Source organism: Nocardioides sp. 1609 (assembly GCF_004522105.1).
Classification (GTDB): domain Bacteria; phylum Actinomycetota; class Actinomycetes; order Propionibacteriales; family Nocardioidaceae; genus Nocardioides.
Window position 1 is genome coordinate 36,043 of record NZ_SPUJ01000010.1, and the last position, 24,934, is coordinate 60,976.

Sequence of the window (24,934 nt, forward strand, 5' to 3'; positions counted from 1 at the left end):
GTACACCGAAACCATTCCGGAGGTCCCGCACGCGGTCAAGACCTCCGCACGGTGAGCGTGGACACACGTGCACTGGCTAGGATCGGCCGATGACCGAGACCCGGGTCGAGCGCAAGGAGCGGACCCGCCGCGCCCTCCTCGACGCCACGCTCACGCTCTGCGAGGACAGCAGCCTGGTCGCCCTCTCGCTGCGCCAGGTCACCAAGGAGGTCGGCATCGTGCCGACCGCGTTCTACCGGCACTTCGACTCCCTCGACGACCTCGGCCTGGCGCTCGTCGACGAGTCGTTCGTGTCGCTGCGGGCGATGCTGCGCGAGGTCCGCAGCAGCGATCCGACGTTCCGCGACATCGTCGACCGGTCGGTCGACATCCTCGTCACCCACGTGCACCAGCAGCGCCAGCACTTCGAGTTCATCGTCCGCGAGCGCGCGGCCGGTCCACTGCCGGTCCGTGAGGCGATCCGCCACCAGGTCGAGCTCGCCGAGCGCGAGCTGGCCACCGACCTGGCCCGGATGCCGGGCACCGAGCCGTGGTCGGCCTCCGACCTGCGCGTCCTGTCGACCCTGATCGTCGGGGCGATGGTCAGCACCGCCGAGGCGATCCTGGTCGCCGCCGGCCGGCTCGACCTCGAGAGGGAGGTCGCCGAGACCGCCCGCACCCAGCTGCGGATGGTGCTCGTCGGCGCACTCAACTGGACCTCGCGAGCCTGAGCGCGTCCGCTGCGCCGTCGTCGCGCGGCTCCTAGGGTGTTCGGCATGGAGCACGAGGAGTACGCGCAGCACGACGCCGTCGGCCTGGCCGAGCTGGTCCGCACCGGGCAGAGCACGCCCGCCGAGCTGCTGCGGGCGGCCCGCGAGCGGATGGCGGCGGTCAACGACCGGATCAACGCGATCGTCGTCGACGTCGACCCGCCCGACGACGCGAGCACGGACGGACCGTTCGCCGGCGTCCCGTTCCTCGTCAAGGACCTCGGCCAGGACGTCCGGCACTACCCCACCAGCGGCGGCTCGCGGTCGCTGTCGACGCTGCCGGCCACCGAGCACGCGACGGTCGTGCAGCGCTGGCTGGACGCCGGCCTGGTGATCTTCGGCAAGACCAACACCCCCGAGTTCGGCGCGAAGGGCATCACCGAGCCCGAGCTCTACGGTCCGGCCCGCAACCCCTGGAACACCGACCACACGCCCGGCGGCTCCTCCGGCGGTGCGGCCGCCGCGGTCGCGGCCGGCATCGTCCCGTGCGCCGGTGCCAGCGACGGCGGCGGGTCGATCCGGATCCCCGCGTCCGCGTGCGGCCTGTTCGGGCTCAAGGCCACCCGCGGCCTCGTCCCGGCCGGCCCCGCCCAGGGCGAGCCGCTCGGCGGGACGGCGACCCACGGCGTCATCTCCCGCAGCGTCCGTGACAGCGCCGCGATGCTCGACCTGCTCGCCGGGGCGATCCCGAGCTCGCCGTACCTGCCCCGGATGGCGGAGGGCAGCTACGCCGACGCCGCGCTGCGCGAGCCCGGCCGGCTGCGGATCGCGGTCTGCACGGCGAGCGCCATCAACCCCGACCCCGACCCCGAGGCGACCGCCGCGACCACGGCGGCCGCCGAGCTGCTCGAGCAGCTCGGGCACGACGTCGAGGTGCTCGACGTCCAGCCGTTCGACGACGCCACGCTGGCCAAGGACTTCCTCACCAGCTGGTTCGTCTACTGCGCCTTCTCCGTCGACGAGGCGAAGCGGCTCACCGGCAGCGGCGACGGCGGGTTCGAGGCCGACACGCTCACCATGGCCGCGCTCGGCCGGGCGACCAGCCCGGTCGACTTCGTGCGCTCCCTGGAGAACCGGCACGCCCACGTACGCCGCCTGGCCGAGTTCCACGAGACCCGCGACCTGCTGCTCACGCCCACCACCGCGACCGCTCCCCCGCGCATCGGCGCCTTCGACGCACCGCTGCCCGTGCGCCTGGCCCAGAAGGCGCTGCTGACCGCGCGCTCCGCCAGCGTCCTGCGCCTGACGCCGATCGTCGAGACGATGATCAGCCAGAACCTCGGCTGGGTGCCCTACACGCAGCTGGCGAACCTGACCGGACGCCCGGCGATGACGGTGCCGCTGCACTGGACCGCGGCCGGGCTGCCGATCGGCGTCCAGCTCGTCGGCCGGCTCGGTGCCGACGCGCAGCTGCTCAGCCTGGCCGGCCAGCTCGAGGACGCCCAGCCGTGGGCCGACCGGCGTCCCACGCTCTGAGGCCGGACCCGTCGGGCGCTCCGCGCGTCAGCGTCCGGTGAAGGGCACGACCGGACGCACGGTGACCTCCGGGATGGTCGCGTCGTCGGAGAGGTCGAGCACGTGCAGGATCGTGTCCGCCACGGTCTCCGGGCTGATCCACCGCGCCGCGTCGTAGGCGCGCCCCTCCTGCTCGTGCACCTTCTCCTGCATCGGGGTCGCGGTCCGGCTGGGGAAGACCGTCGTGACGCGGACGCCGTTGCCCGCCTCCTCGCCGCGCAGCGCGTCGGCGACGGCGCGCAGCCCGAACTTGGAGGCGGCGTAAGCCGCCCAGTCGGGGTTGGCGACGAGACCGGCCGAGGAGTTCACGAACACCACGAGCCCGTGCGCGGCGCGCAGCGCGGGCAGCAGGAGCCGGGTCAGCACGACCGGCGCGACCAGGTTGACGTCGAGGTGCTCCCGCAGCGACGCCGTCGTCACCTCCGCCACCGGCGCGAGGTCCACGACGCCGGCGACGTGGTGCAGCGAGTCGAGCCGGTCGAGCTCGGGAACGACCAGCGACGACGGGTCGGCGAGGTCGGCGACGAACGTCTGCGCGCCGGGGTAGCGCTCGGCGAGCTCGGCCGCGCGCCGCGCCGACCGGGCCGGCAGCACCAGCTGCTCGTCGCGGACCATCAGGGCCTGCGCGAGCGCGGCGCCGATGCCCGAGCCGGCCCCGGTGACGAGGTGGGTCCCCATCAGCCGACGCGCACCGGGTCGGCGCTCGCCGGACCGGCGTTCAGGGAACCGGGGTTCACCGGGTGAAGACGATTTTGCCGAAGACGTCGCCGCCGGCCATCGCGGCGAACCCGTCGCGCGCCTCGGTCAGCGGGACCTCACGGCCGACGAGCGGCTTCGTGCCGGTCGCGTCGAGCAGGTTCACCAGCGAGGCGAGCTCGTCGCGGGTGCCCATCGTCGAGCCGACGACACTGAGCTGGAGGAAGAAGATCCGGGTGAGCTCGGCGTCGTCGAGCTTCGGCCCGGACGTCGTCCCGCTGGTGACGAGGGTGCCGCCGGGGCGCAGTGCCCGGATCGAGTGCGACCAGGTGGCCCGGCCGACGGTCTCCATGACGGCGTCCACCTTCAGCGGCAGCCGGGCACCGGACTCGAAGACGTCGTGGGCGCCGATCTCGAGGGCCCGCGCACGCTTGGCCTCGTCGCGGCTGGTGGCCAGGACCCGCAGCCCCGCGGCACGCGCCAGGATGATGCAGGCCGTCGCGACGCCGCCGCCCGCGCCCTGCACGAGCACGGTGTCGCCGGCGGTGAGGCCGCCGCGGGTGAACAGCATCCGGTACGCCGTGAGCCAGGCGGTCGGCAGGCAGGCGGCCTCGGCGAACGACAGGGACGCCGGCTTCGGGACGACGTTGCGGCGTGGGACGGCGACCCGCTCGGCGAGCGTGCCCTGGTGCCGCTCGGAGAGCAGCGAGCGCCTCGGGTCGAAGGTCTCGTCGCCGGTCCACGCGGGGTCGCTGATCACGGCGTGGACGACGACCTCGTTGCCGTCCTCGTCGAGGCCGGCGGCGTCGCAGCCCAGGATCATCGGGAGCTGCTCCTGCTTGAGACCGACGCCGCGCAGCGACCACACGTCGTGGTGGTTGAGCGAGGCGGCCTTGACCTCCACGGTGGTCCAGCCGTCGGGGGCGACCGGGTCGGGTCGCTCACCGAGGACGAGCCCGTCGAGCGGCGAGTCGGGCGAGAAGGACTCTGCGTAAACGGCGAACATCCTGCGAGAGTAGCCGCGTCACCTTCTCGCAACGTGTGAGGTCTACCGTGGAAGACATGGAGCAGCCGTACGTCATCGTCATCTTCGGCGCGACCGGGGACCTGGCCAAGCGCAAGCTGCTACCGGCCCTCCTGCGGCTCGTCGAGGCCAACCTCATGCCCGACTGCCGGGTCATCGGGACCTCCCTCGAGGAGCTCGACACCGAGCAGTTCGACGTCCTGGCCCGCGCGGCGTGCGAGGAGTTCGGCAAGGGCGACATCACCGACGAGCGCTGGGCACCGTTCTCGGCGCGGCTGCGCTACATCCCCACCGCGGCCGGCCCGAGTGCCCTGGCCTCGGTGGTCAAGGAGTGCGAGGCCGAGCTGACCGCGGAGATCGGCCCGGTCGAGGTCGGCCGCCTGCACTACCTGAGCGTGCCGCCCAAGGCCGCGCTCGACGTCATCCACGAGCTCGCCGACGCCGACCTGGTCGACCGGGCCAAGGTCATCATGGAGAAGCCCTTCGGCACCGACCTGGCCTCGGCGAAGGCGCTCAACGACGAGGTGCACCAGGTCTTCGACGAGGACCAGGTCTTCCGCATCGACCACTTCCTGGGCAAGGAGGCCGCGCAGAACATCCTGGCCTTCCGGTTCGCCAACGGCCTCTTCGAGCCGATCTGGAACCGCAACTTCATCGACCACGTGCAGATCGACGTCCCGGAGACCCTCGGGCTGGAGGGGCGCACCAAGTTCTACGAGTCGACCGGGGCCTACCGCGACATGGTCGTCACCCACCTCATGCAGGTGCTGGCGTTCATGGCGATGGAGCCGCCGACCACGCTGGCGCCCGGCCCGATCGGCGAGGAGAAGCTCAAGGTCTTCCGCTCGATGCGGCCGATCGAGCCGCACAACGTCGTCCGCGGCCAGTACGGCGGGTACCGGGGCAAGGAGCAGGTCGCCGACGACTCCGACACCGAGACCTTCATCGCGCTCAAGGTCGAGATCGACAACTGGCGCTGGGCCGGCGTCCCGTTCTACCTGCGCACCGGGAAGAAGCTCGCCGAGGGCGCCCGGATCATCTCGATCGCCTTCAAGGAGCCCCCGCTCTCGATGTTCCCTGCGGGCTCGAACGCCGGCACCCAGGGCCCCGACCACCTGACGTTCGACCTGGCCGACCAGTCGCGGATGTCGCTGTCGTTCTACGGCAAGCGCCCCGGCCCGGGGATGAAGCTGGAGAAGCTGTCGATGCAGTTCGCGACCGTCGACACGACGGCGTCGGGGTACGTGCTGGAGGCCTACGAGCGGCTGATCCACGACGCCATGCGCGGCGACCACACGCTGTTCACCTCGGCGGCCGGCATCGAGACGCTGTGGGAGAAGTCGGAGGCGCTGCTGAACAACCCGACCCCGGTCCGCGGCTACATCCCCGGCTCCTGGGGACCCAACGCGATCCACCAGCTCATCGCCCCGCACGCCTGGCGGCTCCCGTTCGAGCGCACCTGGCGCGACCCGAACGCCACCGGCGGCTGAGCCGGCCGGTCAGGCCCGCGCGACGCCGTCGGCGCGGGCTGCGGCGGACACCGCGGCGGCGACGGCCGGTCCGACCCGCGGGTCGAACGGCGACGGGATGACGTAGTCCTCGGCGAGGTCGTCGCCCACGAGGTCGGCCAGCGCGGTGGCGGCGGCGACCTTCATGCCCTCGGTGATCGCGCTCGCGTGCACGTCGAAGGCGCCGCGGAAGATGCCCGGGAACGCCAGCACGTTGTTGATCTGGTTCGGGAAGTCCGAGCGGCCGGTGGCGACGACACGGGCGTAGCGGTGCGCGACCTCCGGGTGCACCTCGGGCGTCGGGTTGGCCATCGCGAAGATGATCGCCTCGGGGGCCATCCGCGCGACGTCCTCCTCGGGGATCGTGCCGCCGGAGACGCCGAGGTAGACGTCGGCGCCGTCGAGGACGTCGGCGAGGCTGCCGGTGCGACCGGACCGGTCGGCGGTGATCTCGGCGAGCGCCTTCTTCACCGGTGTGAGGTCGCCGCGCCCGGAGTGCACGACGCCCTTGCGGTCGGTGACGGCGAGGTCCTCGATCCCGGCCTCGAGCAGGATCTTGGCGATGGCGACGCCGGCCGCGCCGGCACCGGAGATGACCACGCGGGTCGAGGACGCCGTCCGGCCGGTGAGGCGGAGCGCGTTGGTCAGCGCGGCGAGCGCGACCACGGCGGTGCCGTGCTGGTCGTCGTGGAAGACGGGGATGTCGAGGCGCTCCTTGAGGCGGTCCTCGATCTCGAAGCAGCGCGGGGCGGAGATGTCCTCGAGGTTGACGCCGCCGAAGCTGGGGGCGAGCCGGGCGACGGTCTCGATGATCTCCTCGGTGTCGGTGGTGTCGAGGCAGATCGGGACGGCGTCGACGCCGCCGAACTGCTTGAACAGGACCGCCTTGCCCTCCATCACCGGCATCGCGGCCGCCGGGCCGATGTCGCCGAGGCCGAGGACGGCGGTGCCGTCGGAGACGATCGCCACCACGTTGGGGACCCAGGTGTAGTGCTGGGTCAGCGACGGATCGGCCGCGATCGCCTCGCACACCAGGGCCACGCCCGGCGTGTAGGCGAGCGAGAGGTCGTCGCGCCCGTCGAGAGCGACCGTCGAGACCGTCTGCATCTTGCCGCCTACGTGCAGGTCGAAGACGGGGTCGCCGGCACGCGGGTGCGAGGCCTTCCCGCTCACGGTGCCCTCGTCGGTGCCCTGCTCGGTGTCAGCCACCTTCGGGATACTTCCACAACGACCGGCACCGGTCCGGCCCGTCCGGAGAGACCCGGATCACACTCGACGGGCCATCCGTCCCGGCCGCGGCCAGATCCGCCACGTCACGACGCCGAGCACGGCCTCGTCGGGGACGGCGCCCCGGGCCCGCGAGTCGGCGAGCCCCTCGGCGGCGTTGTCGCTGAGCAGCCACCAGCCGGTGGCGCGCCGCTCGGCGACCCGCTTGACCACCGCCGTCCCGTCGGCGAAGCGCGCCACGACGACGTCCCCCACCCGCGGCACGCGGCGGGCCCGGACGAGGAGCCGGTCGCCGGGGCGCAACGACGGCAGCATCGAGCGCCCGCGCACCACCACCATCCGCAGGATGGGCACCCCCAGGGGTCTGGGCTCGACGTCGTCCACGCGGAGTAGTGTCGCAAGCACCGCACCATCTCCTGATCGAGAGGACCCGCATGCTCTCCCGCCTGCTCCCCCGTTTCTTCGCCCCGACCCTCGAGGTCCAGGCCCACTGCGACCTGCCCTGCGGCGTCTACGACCCCGCCCAGGCCCGCATCGAGGCCGAGTCGATCAAGGCCGTCATCGGCAAGCTCGCCGACAACGACGACCCCGACTTCCGCACCCGTGCCGTGATCATCAAGGAGCAGCGCTCCGAGCTGGTCAAGCACCACCTCTGGGTGCTGTGGACCGACTACTTCAAGCCCCCGCACTTCGAGAAGTACCCCCAGCTGCACTCGCTGGTCAACGAGGCCACCAAGCTCGCCGGCGCCTCCGGCACCAAGGGCACCATGGACGCCGACGTCGCCGACCAGCTGCTGGCCAAGATCGACGAGATCGCCGCGATCTTCTGGGAGACCAAGAAGGCCTGAGTCACCCGGGCTCGTCCCGGACGCACCACCACCCGGTGGACGTCGCCAGGCTCCTCGACACCGTCGAAGGATCCCGGTCGGCGTCCACCTGGCGTTTTTCGTGCAGGTTGGGGCGGGTCCGACGGGTCCGACGGGTCGGCCGCGCACCTCTGGCCGCACGAGTGACGCGGGTCTCGTACCGCCGACCAGTCAGGGTGACCGGTCGCGGCGAACCACTTCCTGCAAGAGACGCCAGCTCGGCGTCCTTGAGCAACGAAGGAAGTGCTCCATGCGCACCAACGCCCTGAACATCAAGCGCGGCATCGCCGGCATCGCCGGCATCGCGCTCCTCGCCATCCCGCTCACCGCGTGCGGATCCGAGGACGACACGACCCCCGCCTCCTCCAGCTCCGACAGCTCCTCGAGCGCCAAGCCGCAGGCCGTCGCGGCCATCGACGCCCTCGAGGGCCAGGACACCCAGATCGCGCTCGACAAGGGCTTCACCGACGCCCTCACCGCGCTCAAGCTGACCCCCGGCGTCGTCGGGACCGCGAAGCTGGAGGACGGCTCGCTGATCTTCCCGATCACCGGCGGGAACGTCTCGGTCTTCGAGCCCGACGAGGTCGACCCCTACGTGATCGGCCAGATCCAGCACGAGGGCTCTGGCCTGTCGCTGACCGCCGGCGACACGACGGTCGAGCTCACCAACTTCAACGTCGACCCCGGCGTCTCCCGCGTCTACGGCGACGTCACCGTCAACGGCAAGGTCGCCGTCACGAGCGCCTTCCTCTTCCAGCTCGACGGTCGCACGCTGAAGCCCCTGCAGACCGAGGGCAGCACCGCGATCCTCGAGGGCACCGAGGTCAAGATCTCCCCGGTGGCCGCCCCGCTGCTCAACGAGACCTTCGGCACCGACCAGGTGACCCCCGACCTGCTGGTCGGCATCGCCAAGATCACCGTCGACGTCCCCTCCTGATCGACAGCACGACCGGACGATGACCACTGCGAGGCACCTCGCACTGCGGCCGGCTGGCCCACGTCCAGCCGGTCGCTCGCGGGCCCACCCCTGAGCGGGGCACGGGCCCTGCCTGGTGCGTAGGGGCCCGTGCCTCGACACCGAGGGACACCCGCACCCGGCCGCGCGCACGGCCCCCGTGCCGCGCGGCACCCGGTCCACCACCCGCCGACCGCTTCCGTTGGGGCACTATGGGTCGGCGGGTGGTGCTCGTCGTGGGGCGGGACCACCCGACGTCGGCCCGGCACCGCGCCTCAGCCAGCACCCGAAGCACCGCTCGGACGCACGACGATAACGTGAGCCCACCGCCACGGAGAGGCTGGTCCCCCGGGATGCGCGACCCAGCACAGGACCCTGACGAGTCGGGGTTCGGGTTCCCCGCCCCCCTCTGGCGGGCGGTGGCTCGCCGTCGTCCACTGGGACTCGACGTCCGGTGGCGCAGCCCGCTGCGCGGCCCGTGGCTGACCTCGGTCCTCGGTCTCGTGCTGCTCGTCGTCCTTCCGGTCGTCACGGTCACGGGCTTGCTCTCCTACAGCGCCTACGGCCCCCAGTTCGACCAGGCCTATCCCGGCGACGTCGGGTTCCTGCGGCTGCCGGACTTCGACTGGCCGACCGACCCGCCCTGGCTCTACCGTCTCAACCAGGGTCTGCACGTCGGCCTCGGTCTGGTCGTCATCCCCGTGGTCCTCGCCAAGCTGTGGTCGGTCATCCCCAAGCTGTTCCAGTGGCCGCCCGCGCGTTCGCTCGCGCAGGTCCTGGAACGGATCTCCCTGCTCATGCTGGTCGGCGGCCTGCTGTTCGAGATCGTCACCGGTGTGCTGAACATCCAGTACGACTACGTCTTCGGCTTCAGCTTCTACACCGCCCACTACTACGGCGCGTGGGTCTTCATGGCCGGGTTCCTCGTCCACGTCCCGCTCAAGCTCGCCACGATGGTCCGCTCGCTGCGCGGGACCTCGCTGCGCGAGGTGATGCGCACCGGTCGCGACCAGACCCGCCCCGAGACCGGGCCGAGTCACGGACTGATCCCCACCGACCCCGACCCGCCGACCCTGAGCCGGCGCGGAGCGTTGGGCCTGGTCGGCGGTGGGAGCCTGCTGGTCCTCGTCCTGACCGCCGGCCAGACCGTCGGCGGCGTCTCCCGGTACGCCGCCGTGCTGATGCCCCGGGGCCGCCAGCCCGCGGGCACCTTCCCCGTCAACAAGACCGCCGAGGCAGCGGGCATCAGCCGCGAGGCCGTCGAGAGCTGGCGGCTGACCCTGACCGGCGGCGCCGTCGAGGTCTCGCTGACCCGCGAGCAGCTGCTCGCCCTGCCCCAGCACACCGCCACCCTGCCGATCGCGTGCGTCGAGGGCTGGTCGACGACCCAGACCTGGACCGGCGTCCGGCTGCGCGACCTTGCTCGGCTCGCCGGCGTCACCGAGCCGTCGTCGGCCCGCGTCGAGTCGATCCAGGAGTCCGGGCTGTTCCGCGCCGCCACCCTGCAGGGCAACCAGGTCGACCACGCGGACTCGATGCTCGCGCTCCGGGTCAACGGCGGGGACCTCCCCCTCGACCACGGCTACCCCGCCCGGATCATGGTGCCGGCCATCCCCGGCGTCCACTGCACCAAGTGGGTCGGCACCATCGACTTCGAGGCGGGCTGACGGTGCGCACCCCGACCCCCCTCCTCACGCGGTTCCGGCGCAGCTACGGCGCCGGCCCGGCCCACCTCCTGCTGCTCCTCGCCGGTCTCGCCCTGGCCGTCCACACCGTGCGGACGATCGGCCTCGACGCGCTGTGGGACCCGGAGGTCTGGTGGCAGTCGATCGCCGTCTGGTTCATCGGCGCGGCCGTCGTGCACGACCTGGTCCTGTACCCGACGATCGCGGCCGCCGACACCGTCATCGCCCGGGCCACGACGCGTCGCCGCGCAGGCACCGGCACCCGTGGACGCCGACGGCACGCGGGGCGGAGGATCCCCGTCCCGGCCGTGAACTACGTGCGCGTCCCGCTCATGGCCTGCGCCCTGGTCACCGTGCTGTTCCTGCCCGGGATCATCCGTCACGGGGCCGACACCTACCAGCGCGCCACCGGCCAGACCCAGGACCCCTTCCTGCTGCGCTGGGCGCTGCTGTGCTCGGCGATCGTGCTCCTGGGTCTCGCCGCCTACCTGGTCGCCCGCCTCCGAGCGCCTCGCCGGACGCCGTCGGACCCGCCGCCCCCCGCACCGCTGCCCGACCGGCGCGCCGTGCCCGTGCCCGGCGGCGTGCCCGCGGGCGTGCCCGCCGCCGGCACAGGCACCGGCGCCGTCCGCCAGGATCGGGCGCCGCTCCTCGCCGCCGCCCTCGTCGCCCTGGCCGTCGTCGCCGTCGTCCTCGTGCGCCGTCGCGGACGCGCCTAGCGGCCGGAAGGCACGCGGCTCAGCGGACCGGGCGGGCCGACGTCCTCGTCAGCACGACACACCAACGACCGCCGAAGGTCGCGGTGGAGCGGACACGCAGCCCGGTCCGGCGTGCCAGCGTGTCGACGTCGTCGACCCCCTGGACGGCCCACCGGAAGCGGCGACTGCGGCTCTCGGCGCACTCGATCGTCGCCCACATGTTCCTGGTCGCGACGCCGGGGGCGGCCAGCTCGGCGACGATGCGGCCGGCGGGCGCGACGAGGTCCCGGAGCCTGGCGAGGAGCGCGACGGGGTCGCCGCCGATGCCGACGTTGCCGTCGGCGAGCAGGGCGGTCCCCCAGGTCCCCTCGTCGGGCACCGAGCCGAAGACGTCCAGCTCCAGTGCCGGCACGCCCCGCGCGCGGGTCAGCCGGACCGCCTCCGGGACGACGTCGATGCCGAGCGCCGGGACGCCGCGCTCGACCAGCGCAGCGACCATCCGTCCCGGACCGCAGCCGACGTCGATGGTCGGGCCGTGGCAGAGGTCGAGCATCCGCCGGTCGTGCTCGTCGGCCGCCTGGCGCCACGTGTCGACGGGCAGCGCGCCGGGGGTGTCGTCGAGGCCGACGACATCGGTGGGGTGGCCCTGGAGGGCGTGGGTGAAGACCGTCGAGAAGGACTGCTCGATCACGGGCTCATCGCCCCCAGCGCGGCCCAGGCCGCCGCGAACCGGGTCGCGGGTGCGTCGAGCGCCACCGCCTCGGCGTCGTCGACGGTGTCGACGTCGCGCAGGAGGACGGTCTCGCCGACCGAGAGCCCGGCGGATCGCAGGGCGGCCGCGGTGTCGTCGAGCGTCGTCGGGGTCGACATCGGGACTCCGCGCAGGGCCCCGCCCGTGGCCGCGTCACGCAGCCCGAGCACCCACCAGCCGCCGTCCCCGGCCGCACCGAGCACCGCGTCGTGGTGGGCCAGCGCGGCGGCGACGGCGTCGAGGTGACCGGCGGTGACCTGGGGGGTGTCCATCCCGACCTGGACGACGGGTCGGTCGGCGACCGCGCCGGCGTCGGCGTGGGCCGAGGCGAGGCGCTCGTCGAAGCCGTCACCTCGCTGCGGGACGACCACGCAGCCGGCGAGGGCGGCTGCGACCTCCTCGCCGCGGGCGGCCCGGTAGAGGTCGCCGGTCAGGGCGACGACGCAGCGGTCGGCGCCGACGGCCGCCCGGGCTGCGGCGAGCGTGTCGAGGAGGGCGGCGGCGGCGACGTCCGCGGCCCCGTCGTCACCGACGACGGCTCCCAGACGGGTCTTCGCGCGTCCGGCCACCGGGGCCTTCGCGACGACGAGCACGGTGTACCCGGTGGCGGGGCGGGTCACGAGGACAGCGCCTTCGCGAAGTCGCGGGCGGTGCGCACCGTTCCCCGCACCGATCCGGAGACCTTGGACCGGGTGCCCTCGGCCCGCGGGTGGTAGGCGACGTCCTGCTCGGCGAACCGCCAGCCGGCGCCGGTGGCCTTCTGGAGCAGCTCGACGGGGTAGCCGAAGCGTCGGTCGCGCACGTCGAGGGCGAGGAGGTCCTCGCGGCGGCAGACCCGCATCGGGGCGATGTCGTGGGCGTCGAGGTCGATCCGGCGCCGCAGCCACGCGACGATGAGCGCGTTGCCGGCACGCGCGTGCCACGGCCACACGCCGCGGGACACCGGACGTCGGCGACCGACCGCGAGGTCGGCGCGGCCGCTGCGCACCTCGGCGAGGAGCGGCAGCAGCTCGGCGGGGTCGAACGACCCGTCTCCGTCCATGAACGACACGTAGGGGTTCGTCGCCGCGAGCAGCCCGGCTTGGACGGCGGCGCCGTAGCCCGGCGTCGGCTCGTGCACCACGCGGGCGCCGAGCTCGCGAGCGACGTCCGCGGTCGAGTCGGTCGAGCCGTTGTCGACGACGATCACCTCGAACTCGTCGGGGATGCGGGGCAGCAGCCCGCGCAGTGCGGCCGCCTCGTCCCGGCAGGGAAGGATCAGGTCGCAGTCAGGCATCGTGGGTCCGAACCTAGGCGGAGACGGGTGGTCGCACCCCACCCCAAAGCCGGGGTCGAGGACGCCGACGCCGCCCCGCAGGCCGCCCCGTCCCTAGGGTGGGCGTGATGAGCACCGTGACGGCGACGCCTCCCTCGGGGCGCCGGCTGGCCAGGTCGGCGTGGTCGGGGGCCCTGGCCGGCGTCGTGCTCGTCGTCCTGGCGTTCTGGCTGCCCCACCTGCTGTCGTTCGACACGTTCTCGCGCACGCGCTACCCCGGCGAGGAGCCGGTCCCCCCGCTGCGGGGCTACCTCGAGGTGAAGTCGGTCGGGTTCGCCACGGTCCGGGTCGTGCTCGTCGGCCTGGTGGCCTGGCTCGTCCTGCCCCGTCTGGCGAGCGTCGCGCGCTGGCCGGCACTGCTCCTGGCGTCGTACGCCGTGGGCCTGGTCTGGCTGCTGGCCCTCGCCCACGTCGACGGCTCGGAGGGCATCTCGAGGGTCGAGGACATGCCCGGGGAGTACCTGACCACGGCGCGGGGGATCACCGACGTCCCCGCGACCCTCGACGGCTTCGTGGGCCGGATCACCTACGGCGAGCCCGACAGCTGGGCGACCCACGTCTCGGGGCACCCACCGGGTGCGCTGCTCTTCTTCGTGCTGCTCGTCCGGCTGGGCGTCGACACGTCCTTCGGGGTCGGCATGGCGGTCACGATCATCGCCGCTGCGGCCGTGCCCGGCGTGCTGGTCGCCCTGCGGGCGCTGGGCGCCGAGGCGCTCGCGCGCCGGGCTCTCCCGTTCCTGGTCCTGACCCCCGCCGCGGTCCTGATGGCCGTCTCGGCCGACGCCGTCTTCCTGACGGTGAGCGCCTGGGGCCTGGCGGCCCTCGCCCTGGCCGCGACGGCGAGGACCCGGCGGCGCGCGACGGCCTGGTCCGTGCTCGCCGGCGTGGTGCTCGGGCTCGGGGTGTTCCTCTCCTACGGTCTGCTCCTGATCGGCCCGGTCGCGCTCGCCGTCCTGGCCAGCGCGAGGTCCTGGCGGCCGCTGCCGTGGGCGGTCGGCGGCGCCCTGGTCGTGGTGGCCGGCTTCGGCGCCCTCGGGTTCTGGTGGTGGGAGGCCTACGGCCCGCTGCGCGATCGCTACCTCGCCGGCCTCGGCGGCCGCCGGCCGCAGTCCTACTGGGTGTGGGGCAACCTCGCCGCGCTGGTGGTCGGTGCCGGCCCGGTGCTCGGCGCTGGCCTCGCCTGTGCGCTCCCCCGGCTCCGTGCCACGGTGACCGGCGCCGTCGACGAACGGCGCACCGCGGTGCTCCTCTCGCTCTCGGCCGCGGTCGCGGTGCTGGTCGCCGACCTGTCCGGCATGAGCAAGTCCGAGGTGGAGCGGATCTGGCTGCCCTGGGTGCCGTGGCTGCTGCTGAGCGCTGCCCTGCTCCCCCCGAGGTGGCACCGTCCGGCCCTCGCCGTGCAGGTCGTGAGCGCCATCGTGCTCCAGCAGCTCGTGTTCACGCAGTGGTGAGGCTCAGGCGCGCAGCGGCGTCGTCGCGAACGCCGGCAGCCCGGTGCCCGGGAGGATCTCGGCACGGAAGCCGAGCGTGGCCTCGGCCCGCGCCGGGGACGCCACGACGTGCCGCACGTCGCCCAGCCGGTAGCCGCCGGTCACCTGCGGCTCCACTCGGGCGTCGGTGCCCTCGGCGACCAGCCGCGCGACGTCCAGGATCGAGACGGGGTGGCCCGAGGCCACGTTGAACGCCTCGAAGGTGCCGGCGTCCGCGGCCACGACCGCCCCCAGCGCGAGCACGTTGGCCCGCGCGACGTCGGCGACGTGGACGAAGTCGCGCACCTGGCCGCCGTCCTCGTAGACCTGGGGACGCTCCCCGCGCTCGAGCGAGGACCGGAACATCGCCGCGACCCCCGAGTAGGGCGTGTCGCGGGGCATCCCCGGCCCGTAGACGTTGTGGTAGCGGAGCGCGATCGCGGACGCCCCCGACTCCGCCGCCTGGCGGACCCACGCCGAGGTGTAGTGCTCCTGGGCGAGCTTGCTGGCGGCGTAGCTGCTGCGCGGGTCGAGCCGAGCGTCCTCGTCGACCAGCGCCCACGCGAGGTCGGCACCGCACACGCCGCAGTGGTTCTCGACGTCGCCGGCCTCCAGCGCCGCCACGGCACGCGGCGGCGGGACCTGGTCGCCGTGGGTCGCGCAGGTGTAGCGACCCTCCCCGTAGACCACCATCGACGAGGCCAGCACCAGCCGCCCGACACCGCGGGCGTGCATCGCCGCCAGCAGGGCGGCGGTGCCGAGGTCGTTGTGGGCGGCGTACGCCGGCAGGTCGGCGACGGTCACCCCGGCCCCGACGACGGCCGCCTGGTGGCACACCGCGTCCACGCCCTCGAGGAGCTCGCTCGGCCACCCGACCGCGTCGCGGACGTCGAGTCGGTGCGTGCCCTCGGGCACCTCGGTCGAGCCGTGCGCCTGCTCGAGCATCAGGTCGACCCGCACCACGTCGTGGCCGCCGTCCTCGAGCGCCCGGCCGATCGCGGTACCGATGAACCCGGCCGAGCCGGTGAGGAGTACGCGCATGCCCCGAGCGTAGGCGGCGTCCGAGCGGCCCGGCCCGGAGCGCTGCACCTGCGCGGCGGGTCCCCGTCCGCGGCGTCGCTCCCACGTTTCGGTCGGGAACCGCGCGGGTAGCCACCGACGGACGCCGACCCGGTCCGCCGCGGGCGCTAGGGTCGGTGCGTTGAAGCCAGACGAGCGAAGGACCGGCCCCATGTCAGACACGTCCCACCCCGACGGTCGTCCCGACGTCGAGCTGCGGCTGCCGGCCGACAGCGCCTACGCCTCGGTCCTGCGGACGACGACCGCCGGCCTGGCCGCGCGCCTCGACTTCACCATCGACGACATCGAGGACCTGCGGATCGCGGTCGGCGAGGCCAACGCGATGGTGCTGGAGCACGCCGCGGACGGCACCGACCTCGTCACCGGCTTCCACCTGGCACCGGGGCAGATGACCATCTCGGTCGGCGCCCGGACCGCGGGCAACCCGGTCCCCGACCTCGACAGCTTCGCCTGGCAGGTCCTCACGACCCTGGCGACGTCCGCCGACATCGAGTCGCGCGACGGCCACCTGGCGATCGTGATGACGATGACGTCGTCCGCCCTCGGGGCCGGCACCTGACATGGACTCGTCTGCACCTCGGGACGGCAGCACCTCCCCGCCCGACCCTCCCCAGCCCGACCCTGTCCAGCCCGATCCCGTCGAGCCCGACCCGCTGGTCGAGGTCGAGGTCGAGGTCGAGGACGACGTCCAGCCGACCCCCGCCGAGGCGCGGCTCACCCGCGTCGAGGCCACCCGCAAGCGCAGCGCCGAGCTGTTCGTCGAGCTGCGCGACGACCTCGGCTCCGACGCCACCCGTGGCCAGGCCCGCGACGACCTGGTGCACCTGCACCTGCCCCTGGTCGAGCACTGCGCCCGGCGCTTCCGCAACCGCGGCGAGCCGTTCGAGGACCTCGTCCAGGTCGGCACGATCGGGCTCATCAAGTCGATCGACCGGTTCGACACCGAGCGCGGCGTGGAGTTCTCGACCTACGCGACGCCCACGATCATCGGCGAGATCAAGCGGTACTTCCGCGACAAGGGCTGGGCGATCCGCGTCCCGCGGCGCCTGCAGGAGCTGCGGATGCAGATCAGCGCGGCCTCGGCCGAGCTGACCCAGAGCCTGGGCCGCTCCCCCACCCCCCGCGAGCTCGCCGAGACCATCGGCTGCACGGTCGAGGACATCGTGGAGGGCATCGAGTCGAGCAACGCCTACTCGACGCTCTCGCTCGACGCCAGCGACGACTCCGACGAGGGCGGGTCGAGCATGCTCGACGCGATCGGCGTCGAGGACGAGGGCCTCGAGCACGTCGAGATCCGCGAGTCCATCAAGCCACTGCTCGAGCAGCTCGCGCCGCGGGAGAAGAGGATCCTGCTGCTGCGGTTCTTCAAGAACATGACCCAGTCGCAGATCGCCGAGGAGATCGGCGTCTCGCAGATGCACGTCTCCCGGCTCCTGAACCGGACCCTCGAGCAGCTGCGCACCTCGCTCGAGGCACCCGACCCCGAGTAGGGCCCCGACCTCAGGCGCCGTCGCGCTCCAAGGCGGCGATGCTGGCCGGCTGCACCATCAGCACGATGGTGACCACGCCCATCACGGCGAGCGGGACGGCCAGGAGCGGCACGTCGCGCACGTTCCAGGCGATGCCGATCTGGATCAGCTGCGTGATGAGCACCGGTCCCCGCGCCCAGCCCCGCTGCTTCGTCAGCCCGACCGCCGCCGCGACCAGCGCGCCGCCGTAGGCGCCGAAGAAGATCGCGACCGAGAGGCCGATCTCGACCTGGTCTCCCCCCACGTCGAGGACGGCGAGCAGCGCGAGGACGATCATCGCCACCCCTTGCACACCGACGAGCACCGCTGAGAGGGTCAGGGGGAGGGGCCGCGCCCGACTGCTCTCTCGCACGAACCGGAGCCTACGGCGCCCTCGTCGGCCGTTCGTTCTCGGGAGGCTGTGACGGACAAGACTCACATCACGGCGCGAAACGCTTGATACCGCCGTCGATAGTTGCGACAGTGGTCAGGCGTTCGTGAAATCGTTCACACACCGACGATCTCGCGCGCCCGCAGGCCTGAGCAACCCCTGCCTGCACGAACGAGAGATCAAGGATCCACCCACCCATGGACTGGCGCCACCGTTCCGCATGCCTCGACGAGGACCCGGAACTGTTCTTCCCGATCGGCAACACCGGTCCGGCCATCCTCCAGATCGAGGAGGCCAAGCAGGTCTGCCGACGCTGCGACGTGCGCGAGCTCTGCCTCGCCTGGGCGCTGGAGGCCGGACAGGACCACGGAGTCTGGGGCGGCCTCAGCGAGGACGAGCGCCGCGCGCTCAAGCGGCGCAACGCCCGCGCGCGGGTGCGCACCGCCTAGGACGAGACGGGCGAGCGCAGCGAGCCCGTGCTCGTCCTGATGGTGGTCGAGCTCGCTCGATCAACCTCCGAGGTTGCTGGCTCACCCGGCTGTCGGCACGTCGATCGCGACCCGCGTCCCGCCCTCGGGGCGGTTGCGCAGCTCGAGCTGACCGCCGAGCTCGGACTCGACGAGCGTCCGGACGATCGACAGACCCAGGTTGGTCGAGCCGTCGAGGGTGAAGCCCTCCGGCAGACCGCGGCCGTCGTCGTCGACCACGACGTGCGTCCGGCCACCGAGGTGGTCGACGGTCACGACGATCTCGCCGGCCACGTCGGGGTCGTCGTCGTAGCCGTGCTCGACGGCGTTCTGGAGCAGCTCGGTCAGCACCATCGCCAGCGCGTTCGCACCCTCGCTGGGCAGGACGCCGAAGCTGCCGAGCCGGCGCACCCGCACGCGGCCGGGCAGGGCGCTGACGTCGGTGACCATCGTGCCGAGGCGGTCGGCGATCTCGTCGAACTGCACCGTCTCCTCGACGGCCTGGCTGAGCGTCTCGTGGACGATCGCGATCGACCCGACCCGCCGCACGGCCTCCTCGAGCGCGAGCTTGGCGGTCTCGTTGTCGATCCGGCGGGCCTGCAGCCGGAGCAGCGCGGCGACGGTCTGCAGGTTGTTCTTCACGCGGTGGTGGATCTCGCGGATCGTCGCGTCCTTGGTGACCAGCTCGCGGTCGCGGCGACGCAGGTCGGACACGTCACGGACCAGGATCAGCCCACCGATGTGCTCGCCGCCGGGCCGCAGCGGGATCGCCCGCACGATGATCGAGACCTCGACGGTGCCGATCTCGACGTCGCGGTGCGCCCGGCCGCCCAGGACGGCGCTGAGCGTCTCCTCGTCGGGACGGCGGCGGGGCGGCACCAGCTCGCGCACGAGGTCGGCCAGCACCAGGCCGGCCAGGTCGCCCGAGAGCCCGAGCCGGCGGTAGACCGACTGGGCGTTGGGGCTGGCGTAGACGACGTGCCCGCCGGCGTCGACGCGCAGGAAGCCGTCGCCGACCCGCGGTGAGTCGGCGTGGTCGCTGCGCTGGCCCGAGGAGGGGAAGTGCCCGGTCGCGATCATCTGGGTCAGGTCGGCCGCGGTCTGCAGGTAGGAGAGCTCGAGACGGCTGGGGGTGCGGACGCCGAGCAGGTTGGTGTTGCGGCCGATCACGCCGATCACGCGTCCGGCGCGCATCACCGGGATGGACTCGTTGCGCACCGGCACCTCGTCGCGCCACTCGGGGTCGCCCTCGCGCGCCGTCCGGCCCTGCTCGTAGGCCGCGTCGAGCAGCGGTCGCCGTCCCCGCTCGACGTAGGTGCCGACGATGTCGTCGACGTAGGCCGTCGGCCCGGTCGTGGGCCGCATCTGCCCGGCCGCCCAGAACCCGCTGCGCTCGCGGTCGGGCAGCCACAGGACCAGGTCGGCGAAGGACAGGTCGGCGATGATCTGCCAGTCGGCCTGGAGCAGCTGCAACCAGGCGACGTCGTCGGCGTCGAGATCGGTGCGCGTGCGGACGATCTCGGTGAAGGACGACACCCCGCAAGGGTAGGGCGAGGCCTCGATGGGGGTCGACGGGCGTTCCTTTGGCAGGATGACCCCGTGTCCCGGGTCGACTGGAAGCAGGTCCACGCAGCCGACTTCCAGGTGCCCTCCGGCGTCCCGCTCGCCGACCTCACCGAGGAGCTCACGCTCATGCTGGGCGACCCGGACCCCGTCCGGCGCGACGCGACGGCGTACCCGACGCTGGCCACGTGGGTCGAGCGCGGGGTGTACGACGACCTGCTGCCCGCGCTCGGCGACGGGATGGCCGTCGGGCTGCGGACCGGCCTCGGGCTCGTCGAGGACGACACCGTCTTCCGGCGCAGCTTCTCGGCCCTGGTGCTGGCCGAGTGCGTCCTGCGTGACAACAACCGGCCGCTCGTGCTCGGCGGCAAGGTGCTGCAGTGGGGCGACGCGATCGCCACGTGGATGCTCCGCGAGCGCGACCTACGGGGCTTCGTGCCGGGCAAGGGGTGGGCGCACGCCATCGCCCACGGCGCCGACGCGCTGGGCACGCTGGCCCAGTCACCGCACTTCGGGCCGCCCGAGCTGACCGTGGTGCTCGACGTCGTCGCCGACGTCCTCTGCGCGCGCGTCGACCGGCTCTTCAGCAACGGCGAGCCCGACCGGCTCGCCGCGGCGACGATGTACGTGCTGCGCCGCAACCAGCTGCCGATCGAGGTGCTCGAACCGTGGGTCAACCGGATCACCGAGCACGCCCGCCGGCCCGCACGCGGTGACCGCCGCGACCCGCACCTGTCCACCGGCAACGCCCAGGCGTTCCTGCGCGCGCTGTACCTCCAGCTGGCCCTCGGCAACCGGCCGCCGGCGTCGCGGGCCGACCTGATGCTGGTCCTGGTCGGCGCGCTGCGCTCGACCAACGAGCACTACCTCGAGGTCCGCACCTCCTGAGGCCGGCTCGGTCCTCGGCTGGGGGCGGTCCCCTAGTCTGCGGGCATGACTGAGACGCACGACACAGCAGCGGGCGCCGGCCCGGGCTCCGGCGGGGGTGCCGACCTCACCGGCCACGCGGGCGAGCTCGCCGTGGCGGTGGCCCGCGCGCACGGGGTCGAGACGATGTTCACCCTGTCGGGCGCCCACGTCTTCCCGATGTACGACGGCGCGGTGAAGGCGGATCCGCCGATGCGGCTGCTCGACGTCCGCCACGAGCAGACCGCCGCCTTCGCGGCCGAGGCCACCGGCAAGCTGACCCGGGTCCCCGGCCTGGCCGTGCTCACCGCCGGTCCCGGTGTCACCAACGGCATCAGCGCGATCGCCCAGGCGCAGTTCGCCGGGTCGCCGATGGTCGTCGTCGGCGGCCGCGCCCCCCAGAACCGGTGGGGCACCGGCAGCCTGCAGGAGCTCGACCAGCCGCCGATCGTGGCCTCCATCTCCAAGCACGCCGCCACCATCGCGACCGCCGCCGACATCCTCGGCGGCATCGACGAGGCGTTCCGCGTCGCCCGGTCCTCGCACCGCGGGCCGGTGTTCGTCGACGTCCCGATGGACGAGTTCTTCAGCTCGGCGAGCGGCCCGGTGCCGACGGGTGGGCGGGTCACCGGTGCCGACCCGGACCCCGACGCGGTGGCCGCCGTCGCCGCGCTGCTGGCCGGCGCCACCCGGCCGGTGCTGATCCTCGGCACCGACGTGTGGGCCGACCACGCCGAGGAGGCCGCGCTGCGCCTGGTCGAGGGCGCCGGCGTCCCCACGATCACCAACGGCATGGGCCGCGGCCTGGTGCCCGGTGGCCACCCGCTGCTGGTGACCAAGGCCCGCAGCAAGGCGCTCAAGGAGTCCGACCTCGTGGTCGTGGTGGGCACGCCGCTCGACTTCCGGCTGGGCTACGGCGTCTTCGGCGACCCCGAGAACCCCGCGCGCGTCGTCCACGTCGCCGACTCCCCCGCCCAGGTCGCCGCGCACGCCACCCTGGCGGCGTCGGCGTCCGGCGACCTCACGAGCGTGCTCGACGCCCTGCTGGCCGCGCTCGAGCGCGGCAACCGGCCCGACTGGTCCGGCTGGGTCGCCGACCTCCAGGACACCGTGCGGGCCGCCGTCGAGCGCGACCGGGCGCTGCTGAGCGCCGAGGCCGACCCGATCCACCCCGCCCGCATCTACGGCGAGCTGGCCCCCCGGCTGGCCGACGACGCCGTCGTCATCGGCGACGGGGGTGACTTCGTCAGCTTCGCCGGGAAGTTCGTGGAGCCGAAGCGGCCCGGCGGCTGGCTCGACCCCGGCCCTTACGGCTGCCTCGGGGCCGGGCTCGGTGCTGCGATCGCGGCGCGGATCGCGCGGCCCTCGTCCCAGGTCGTGCTGCTGCTCGGAGACGGCGCCGCCGGCTTCTCGCTGATGGACGTCGACACCCTGGTGCGGCACGACCTGCCGGTCGTCATGGTGATGGGCAACAACTCCGCCTGGGGCCTGGAGAAGGGCCCGATGCAGATGCTGTACGGCTACGACGTCGCCGCCGACCTCGCTCCGCGCACCCGCTACGACGAGGTGGTCAAGGCCCTCGGCGGTGCCGGCGAGACCGTCACCGACCCGCGCCAGATCGGGCCCGCCCTCGACCGCGCGTTCGCCTCGGGCGTCCCCTACCTGGTCAACGTGATCACCGACGTCGAGGCGGCCTACCCGCGCGCGACGTTCGGGATCTGACGGCGTCGGGTCGGCAGTGGTGGACCTGCGCCGCGCGCGCCCCGACGAGTACGACGCCATCGGCGCGCTCACCGTCGCGGCCTACGAACCGTTCCTCCTCGGACCCGACGACGACTACCGGACGCGGCTCACCGACGTCGCGGGCCGCGACCGCGACGCCGAGGTCTGGGTCGCGGCGGAGGACGGGCCCTCCGGCGTCGTCGTGCTCGGCAACGTGACGCTCTGCCCACCCGGCTCGCCGTGGTGCGAGCTGGCCCGCGACGGCGAGGGCGAGTTCCGCATGCTCGCCGTCGCCCCCGCCGCGCAGGGACGGGGCGTCGGCGCCGCGCTCGCCGGTCTCGTCGTCGACCGGTTCCGCGCGGAGGGCGCTCGCGGCGTCGTGCTGTCGAGCCTGACCGGGATGGCCGGTGCCCACCGCCTCTACGAGCGGCTCGGCTTCACACGCGCCGCGGCCCGCGACTGGTCACCGGTGCCCGGCGTCGACCTGGTCGCCTACGAGCTCGACCTGGGGCGGGAGCCCCGAACGGACCAGAGGACGGAGCACCCCTGATGGATGCCACCCTGCGCTTCACGGTGACCGGCGACGACACGGCCGCCGCGGTCGGGAGCGGCTCGCTGCCGGTGCTCGGCACGCCGCGCCTGCTGGCGTGGTGCGAGGCGGCCACCTGCGCGGCCATCGAGCCGGCGCTCGGCGACGGCGAGACCAGCGTCGGCACCCGGGTCTCGATCGAGCACCTGGTCGCGTCGGCCGTCGGGCAGGAGGTCGAGGTGACGGCGTCCTCGGTCTACGCCGACGGCCGGCTGCACCGGTTCACGGTCGCCGCGCGCCACGTCGGCGGCAACGGCAAGGTGGTCGGTTCCGGCGAGGTCACCCGCGTCGTGGTCGACGCCGAGCGGTTCCTCGGCCGGCTCTGAGGGGTTCCTGGTCCGGGCGAGCAAAGACCCCCGGCGCCGAGTGGCGGACCGGGGGTCGGTGCAGCAGCTGCGTCAGCTGTTGGGGCGCTTGCCGTGGTTCGCTGCCTTCTTGCGGCGCGCGCGGCGCTTGCGGCCTGTCTTTCCCATGATGACCTCCTGGGTTCGGTAACGAGGCAGTCTCTCAGGTCGCCCGGGAGGACACGAAATCGGCCGGCGGTCCGAGGGCAGCACCCCGATCAGTACAGCGGCGTGTAGCGGCCGTTCGGGACGAAGTCGGCGAGCCCGCGGTAGCGGTTCCCGCTCAGGTAGCGGGTGATGTCGATGACGGACACCTGGGCGCGGATGTGGGCCGGCGAGCCGATGCAGGTCTTCGGGAACCCGATCCGGATCTGGCCGACGCGCAGCAGGAACGACCCGTTGATCGGGCAGTCGACGTACTGGGAGGTGCCGTCGTCGTAGTGCTCGATGAGGAACGCGCCGCGGCGGTCGTCCTTGTCCTTGGGACTGTAGAACCAGGCCTCGTGCTCGTAGCCGCGGTAGCGGCGGTCGGAGTCGATGACCACCCGGACGACCTGCGCCTTGGCGGCGCGGAACCGGCCGGTGACGGTGAACCAGTAGCAGAGGTCGCGATCCTTGTTCCACACGCCGAGACCGTTGGCCTCGACCCCGCGCGGACCGTCGGTCGTCGGGTCGCGCAGGATCCGGGTGGCTCGCCCGTTCGCGCAGCCGCGCGCGGGCCGCTCGGACAGCGCGTCCGGGGCGGACGCCGTCCGCCCGGTCGCGGCGGTCGGGGCCGGGTCGACGGCGTGAGCGGCGCCAGGGGCGACCATCAGGCCGATGCCGAGGGAGACGGCCAGGGCGGCCGCGCGGAGGCGGGGAGCGAAGGACATGGCAGGGTCGTACCCCACCCGGCTCCGCTCACACGCCGCGTTCAGCCCTCGGTGATCTGGACCTGGACCTCACGGATCCGGATGCGGACCCGCTCACGGAGGTCGGACGGCGCCTGCTCGGAGCACGAGCGGGCGACGACGGACTTCACGGTGCGCTGGAGGTCGTACTTCTCCAGGCACGGGTTGCACGAGTCGAGGTGCGCGCGGACCACGGAGCAGTCGGCGTCGTCGAGCTCGTTGTCGAGGAAGTAGACGATGCGCTCGAGGTAGTCGGCGCACTCCTCGTCGTGGGCGGCGGGCGCCGCCGCGGGACGGGAGCCGGAGGGCTGGAGGTCCGACATCAGCGCTTCGCCTCCACGGTGCCGGCCGGGAGCAGGTCGTTGGCCCGCACGTAGTCGGACAGCATGTCGCGCAGCTGCCGGCGACCGCGGTGCAGCCGTGACATCACGGTCCCGATGGGCGTCTCCATGATCTCGGCGATCTCCTTGTAGGCGAATCCTTCGACGTCGGCGAGGTACACCGCGAGCCGGAACTCCTCGGGGAGCCGCTGGAGGGCGTCCTTGACCTGCGAGTCGGGCAGGTGCTCGAGGGCTTCCATCTCGGCCGACCGCAGGCCCGTGGAGGTGTGCGACTCGGCGCGGGCGAGCTGCCAGTCCTCGACGTCCTCGGACATCGACTGCTGCGGCTGCCGCTGCTTCTTGCGGTAGTTGTTGATGAAGGTGTTGGTCAGGATGCGGTACAGCCAGGCCTTCAGGTTGGTGCCGGGGCGGAACTGGTGGAAGGCGGAGTACGCCTTCGCGAACGTCTCCTGCACCAGGTCCTCGGCGTCGGCCGGGTTGCGCGTCATCCGCATCGCGGCGGAGTACAGCTGGTCCAGGAAGGGCAGGGCGTCACGCTCGAAGCGCAACGACCGCTCCGCGTCGGTCTCGGTGTCGAGGTCGACGACCTCGGGCTCGATCTCAGTCATCAGGTCCCAGCGTACGCCGCCCGGACCAGGACCGAGGTCACTGGCCGCACGGCGCTCGGGACGCTCC

At 73.2% G+C, this 24,934-nt stretch carries 28 protein-coding genes; 15 read left to right on the top strand and 13 right to left on the bottom strand.

Features of this window, described 5'->3' with window-relative positions:
* The first annotated feature begins 89 nt into the window (after positions 1–89).
* Positions 90–710: a TetR family transcriptional regulator gene (locus E4623_RS21400; protein WP_134768613.1), complete on the top strand. Its 621-nt coding sequence runs from the start codon at positions 90–92 to the stop codon at positions 708–710.
* A gap of 45 nt (positions 711–755) precedes the next feature.
* On the top strand, positions 756–2,225 hold the full coding sequence (locus E4623_RS21405) for an amidase (RefSeq protein ID WP_134768614.1): 1,470 nt from the start codon (positions 756–758) through the stop codon (positions 2,223–2,225).
* Positions 2,226–2,252: 27 nt separating this feature from the next.
* Here E4623_RS21405 and E4623_RS21410 read toward each other — a convergent pair whose 3' ends face one another.
* Both E4623_RS21410 and E4623_RS21415 read right to left on the bottom strand, forming a co-directional pair.
* A complete protein-coding gene (locus E4623_RS21410; RefSeq protein WP_134768615.1) occupies positions 2,253–2,942 on the bottom strand; it encodes an SDR family oxidoreductase in 690 nt (229 codons plus the stop codon).
* A gap of 55 nt (positions 2,943–2,997) precedes the next feature.
* Entirely contained in the window at positions 2,998–3,966 is a 969-nt protein-coding gene (locus E4623_RS21415; protein ID WP_134768616.1) for a zinc-binding dehydrogenase, read from the bottom strand.
* Between the two features lie 56 nt (positions 3,967–4,022).
* Here E4623_RS21415 and zwf point away from each other — a divergent pair, with 56 nt between their 5' ends.
* Positions 4,023–5,474 (top strand): glucose-6-phosphate dehydrogenase, encoded by a 1,452-nt coding sequence (gene zwf / locus E4623_RS21420; protein ID WP_134768617.1) that lies wholly within the window; start codon positions 4,023–4,025, stop codon positions 5,472–5,474.
* 9 nt (positions 5,475–5,483) lie between these two features.
* On the opposite strand, the gene E4623_RS21425 is transcribed toward zwf, so the two are convergent.
* Positions 5,484–6,599 carry an NADP-dependent malic enzyme gene (locus E4623_RS21425; protein ID WP_134768660.1) on the bottom strand — a complete coding sequence of 372 codons (1,116 nt, stop codon included), beginning with the start codon at positions 6,597–6,599 and terminating at the stop codon, positions 5,484–5,486.
* Between the two features lie 159 nt (positions 6,600–6,758).
* On the bottom strand, positions 6,759–7,103 hold the full coding sequence (locus tag E4623_RS21430) for a S24/S26 family peptidase (protein ID WP_245155209.1): 345 nt from the start codon (positions 7,101–7,103) through the stop codon (positions 6,759–6,761).
* Positions 7,104–7,165: 62 nt separating this feature from the next.
* Between E4623_RS21430 and sodN the strand changes: the two genes are divergently transcribed.
* The 4 genes from sodN to E4623_RS21450 all read left to right on the top strand — a co-directional run bounded on the left by sodN (position 7,166) and on the right by E4623_RS21450 (position 10,944).
* Positions 7,166–7,567: a superoxide dismutase, Ni gene (gene sodN, locus E4623_RS21435; protein ID WP_209020824.1), complete on the top strand. Its 402-nt coding sequence runs from the start codon at positions 7,166–7,168 to the stop codon at positions 7,565–7,567.
* Positions 7,568–7,835: 268 nt separating this feature from the next.
* A complete protein-coding gene (locus E4623_RS21440) occupies positions 7,836–8,522 on the top strand; it encodes a hypothetical protein (protein WP_134768619.1) in 687 nt (228 codons plus the stop codon).
* 371 nt (positions 8,523–8,893) lie between these two features.
* Positions 8,894–10,207: a molybdopterin-dependent oxidoreductase gene (locus E4623_RS21445; RefSeq protein WP_134768620.1), complete on the top strand. Its 1,314-nt coding sequence runs from the start codon at positions 8,894–8,896 to the stop codon at positions 10,205–10,207.
* Positions 10,208–10,209: 2 nt separating this feature from the next.
* On the top strand, positions 10,210–10,944 hold the full coding sequence (locus tag E4623_RS21450; RefSeq protein WP_209020823.1) for a hypothetical protein: 735 nt from the start codon (positions 10,210–10,212) through the stop codon (positions 10,942–10,944).
* 19 nt (positions 10,945–10,963) lie between these two features.
* Here E4623_RS21450 and E4623_RS21455 read toward each other — a convergent pair whose 3' ends face one another.
* Genes E4623_RS21455 through E4623_RS21465 form a run of 3 tightly spaced genes read right to left on the bottom strand, consistent with a single transcriptional unit; the run spans position 10,964 to position 12,950 of the window.
* Positions 10,964–11,614, bottom strand: coding sequence for a methyltransferase domain-containing protein (locus E4623_RS21455; RefSeq protein WP_134768621.1), 651 nt, complete (start codon positions 11,612–11,614; stop codon positions 10,964–10,966).
* Positions 11,611–12,294, bottom strand: a complete 684-nt coding sequence (locus tag E4623_RS21460) for a DUF2064 domain-containing protein (protein WP_134768622.1) — start codon at positions 12,292–12,294, stop codon at positions 11,611–11,613. Before E4623_RS21460 ends, E4623_RS21455 begins: the two co-directional genes overlap by 4 nt.
* Complete coding sequence (locus E4623_RS21465) at positions 12,291–12,950, bottom strand: glycosyltransferase family 2 protein (RefSeq protein ID WP_134768623.1); 660 nt, start codon at positions 12,948–12,950, stop codon at positions 12,291–12,293. Before E4623_RS21465 ends, E4623_RS21460 begins: the two co-directional genes overlap by 4 nt.
* 107 nt (positions 12,951–13,057) lie before the next feature.
* Here E4623_RS21465 and E4623_RS21470 point away from each other — a divergent pair, with 107 nt between their 5' ends.
* Positions 13,058–14,440: a hypothetical protein gene (locus E4623_RS21470; protein WP_134768624.1), complete on the top strand. Its 1,383-nt coding sequence runs from the start codon at positions 13,058–13,060 to the stop codon at positions 14,438–14,440.
* A 3-nt stretch (positions 14,441–14,443) separates the two neighbouring features.
* Here E4623_RS21470 and E4623_RS21475 read toward each other — a convergent pair whose 3' ends face one another.
* Positions 14,444–15,499: an NAD-dependent epimerase/dehydratase family protein gene (locus E4623_RS21475; protein WP_134768625.1), complete on the bottom strand. Its 1,056-nt coding sequence runs from the start codon at positions 15,497–15,499 to the stop codon at positions 14,444–14,446.
* Positions 15,500–15,689: 190 nt separating this feature from the next.
* Here E4623_RS21475 and E4623_RS21480 point away from each other — a divergent pair, with 190 nt between their 5' ends.
* Both E4623_RS21480 and E4623_RS21485 read left to right on the top strand, forming a co-directional pair.
* Entirely contained in the window at positions 15,690–16,097 is a 408-nt protein-coding gene (locus E4623_RS21480) for an anti-sigma factor (RefSeq protein WP_134768626.1), read from the top strand.
* Position 16,098: 1 nt separating this feature from the next.
* Positions 16,099–17,028 carry an RNA polymerase sigma factor SigF gene (locus tag E4623_RS21485; RefSeq protein ID WP_134768627.1) on the top strand — a complete coding sequence of 310 codons (930 nt, stop codon included), beginning with the start codon at positions 16,099–16,101 and terminating at the stop codon, positions 17,026–17,028.
* A 10-nt stretch (positions 17,029–17,038) separates the two neighbouring features.
* Here the strand turns inward: E4623_RS21485 and E4623_RS21490 are convergent, their stop codons facing one another.
* The gene (locus E4623_RS21490; protein ID WP_134768628.1) at positions 17,039–17,419 is read right to left on the bottom strand and encodes a hypothetical protein; all 381 of its coding nucleotides are present in this window, start codon (positions 17,417–17,419) and stop codon (positions 17,039–17,041) included.
* A 215-nt stretch (positions 17,420–17,634) separates the two neighbouring features.
* Here E4623_RS21490 and E4623_RS21495 point away from each other — a divergent pair, with 215 nt between their 5' ends.
* Positions 17,635–17,886 (top strand): WhiB family transcriptional regulator, encoded by a 252-nt coding sequence (locus E4623_RS21495; protein WP_110241912.1) that lies wholly within the window; start codon positions 17,635–17,637, stop codon positions 17,884–17,886.
* A gap of 81 nt (positions 17,887–17,967) precedes the next feature.
* Here the strand turns inward: E4623_RS21495 and E4623_RS21500 are convergent, their stop codons facing one another.
* Entirely contained in the window at positions 17,968–19,440 is a 1,473-nt protein-coding gene (locus tag E4623_RS21500) for a PAS domain-containing sensor histidine kinase (protein WP_134768629.1), read from the bottom strand.
* Between the two features lie 63 nt (positions 19,441–19,503).
* Here E4623_RS21500 and E4623_RS21505 point away from each other — a divergent pair, with 63 nt between their 5' ends.
* Genes E4623_RS21505 through E4623_RS21520 form a run of 4 tightly spaced genes read left to right on the top strand, consistent with a single transcriptional unit; the run spans position 19,504 to position 23,010 of the window.
* The gene (locus E4623_RS21505; protein ID WP_134768630.1) at positions 19,504–20,355 is read left to right on the top strand and encodes a DUF2785 domain-containing protein; all 852 of its coding nucleotides are present in this window, start codon (positions 19,504–19,506) and stop codon (positions 20,353–20,355) included.
* A 45-nt stretch (positions 20,356–20,400) separates the two neighbouring features.
* Positions 20,401–22,095: an acetolactate synthase gene (locus E4623_RS21510; protein ID WP_134768631.1), complete on the top strand. Its 1,695-nt coding sequence runs from the start codon at positions 20,401–20,403 to the stop codon at positions 22,093–22,095.
* Positions 22,096–22,114: 19 nt separating this feature from the next.
* Positions 22,115–22,645, top strand: coding sequence for a GNAT family N-acetyltransferase (locus E4623_RS21515; RefSeq protein WP_245155210.1), 531 nt, complete (start codon positions 22,115–22,117; stop codon positions 22,643–22,645).
* Positions 22,645–23,010 carry a hotdog domain-containing protein gene (locus tag E4623_RS21520; RefSeq protein ID WP_134768633.1) on the top strand — a complete coding sequence of 122 codons (366 nt, stop codon included), beginning with the start codon at positions 22,645–22,647 and terminating at the stop codon, positions 23,008–23,010. The genes E4623_RS21515 and E4623_RS21520 overlap by 1 nt, the downstream gene beginning before the upstream one ends.
* Before the next feature lie 236 nt (positions 23,011–23,246).
* On the opposite strand, the gene E4623_RS21525 is transcribed toward E4623_RS21520, so the two are convergent.
* The 3 genes from E4623_RS21525 to E4623_RS21535 are packed head-to-tail and all read right to left on the bottom strand — an operon-like array spanning position 23,247 to position 24,867.
* Positions 23,247–23,900 carry a hypothetical protein gene (locus E4623_RS21525; RefSeq protein ID WP_134768634.1) on the bottom strand — a complete coding sequence of 218 codons (654 nt, stop codon included), beginning with the start codon at positions 23,898–23,900 and terminating at the stop codon, positions 23,247–23,249.
* A gap of 41 nt (positions 23,901–23,941) precedes the next feature.
* Positions 23,942–24,241 (bottom strand): mycothiol system anti-sigma-R factor, encoded by a 300-nt coding sequence (rsrA, locus tag E4623_RS21530; protein WP_134768635.1) that lies wholly within the window; start codon positions 24,239–24,241, stop codon positions 23,942–23,944.
* Complete coding sequence (locus E4623_RS21535) at positions 24,241–24,867, bottom strand: sigma-70 family RNA polymerase sigma factor (RefSeq protein WP_134768636.1); 627 nt, start codon at positions 24,865–24,867, stop codon at positions 24,241–24,243. The genes rsrA and E4623_RS21535 overlap by 1 nt, the downstream gene beginning before the upstream one ends.
* Positions 24,868–24,934: the final 67 nt, after the last annotated feature.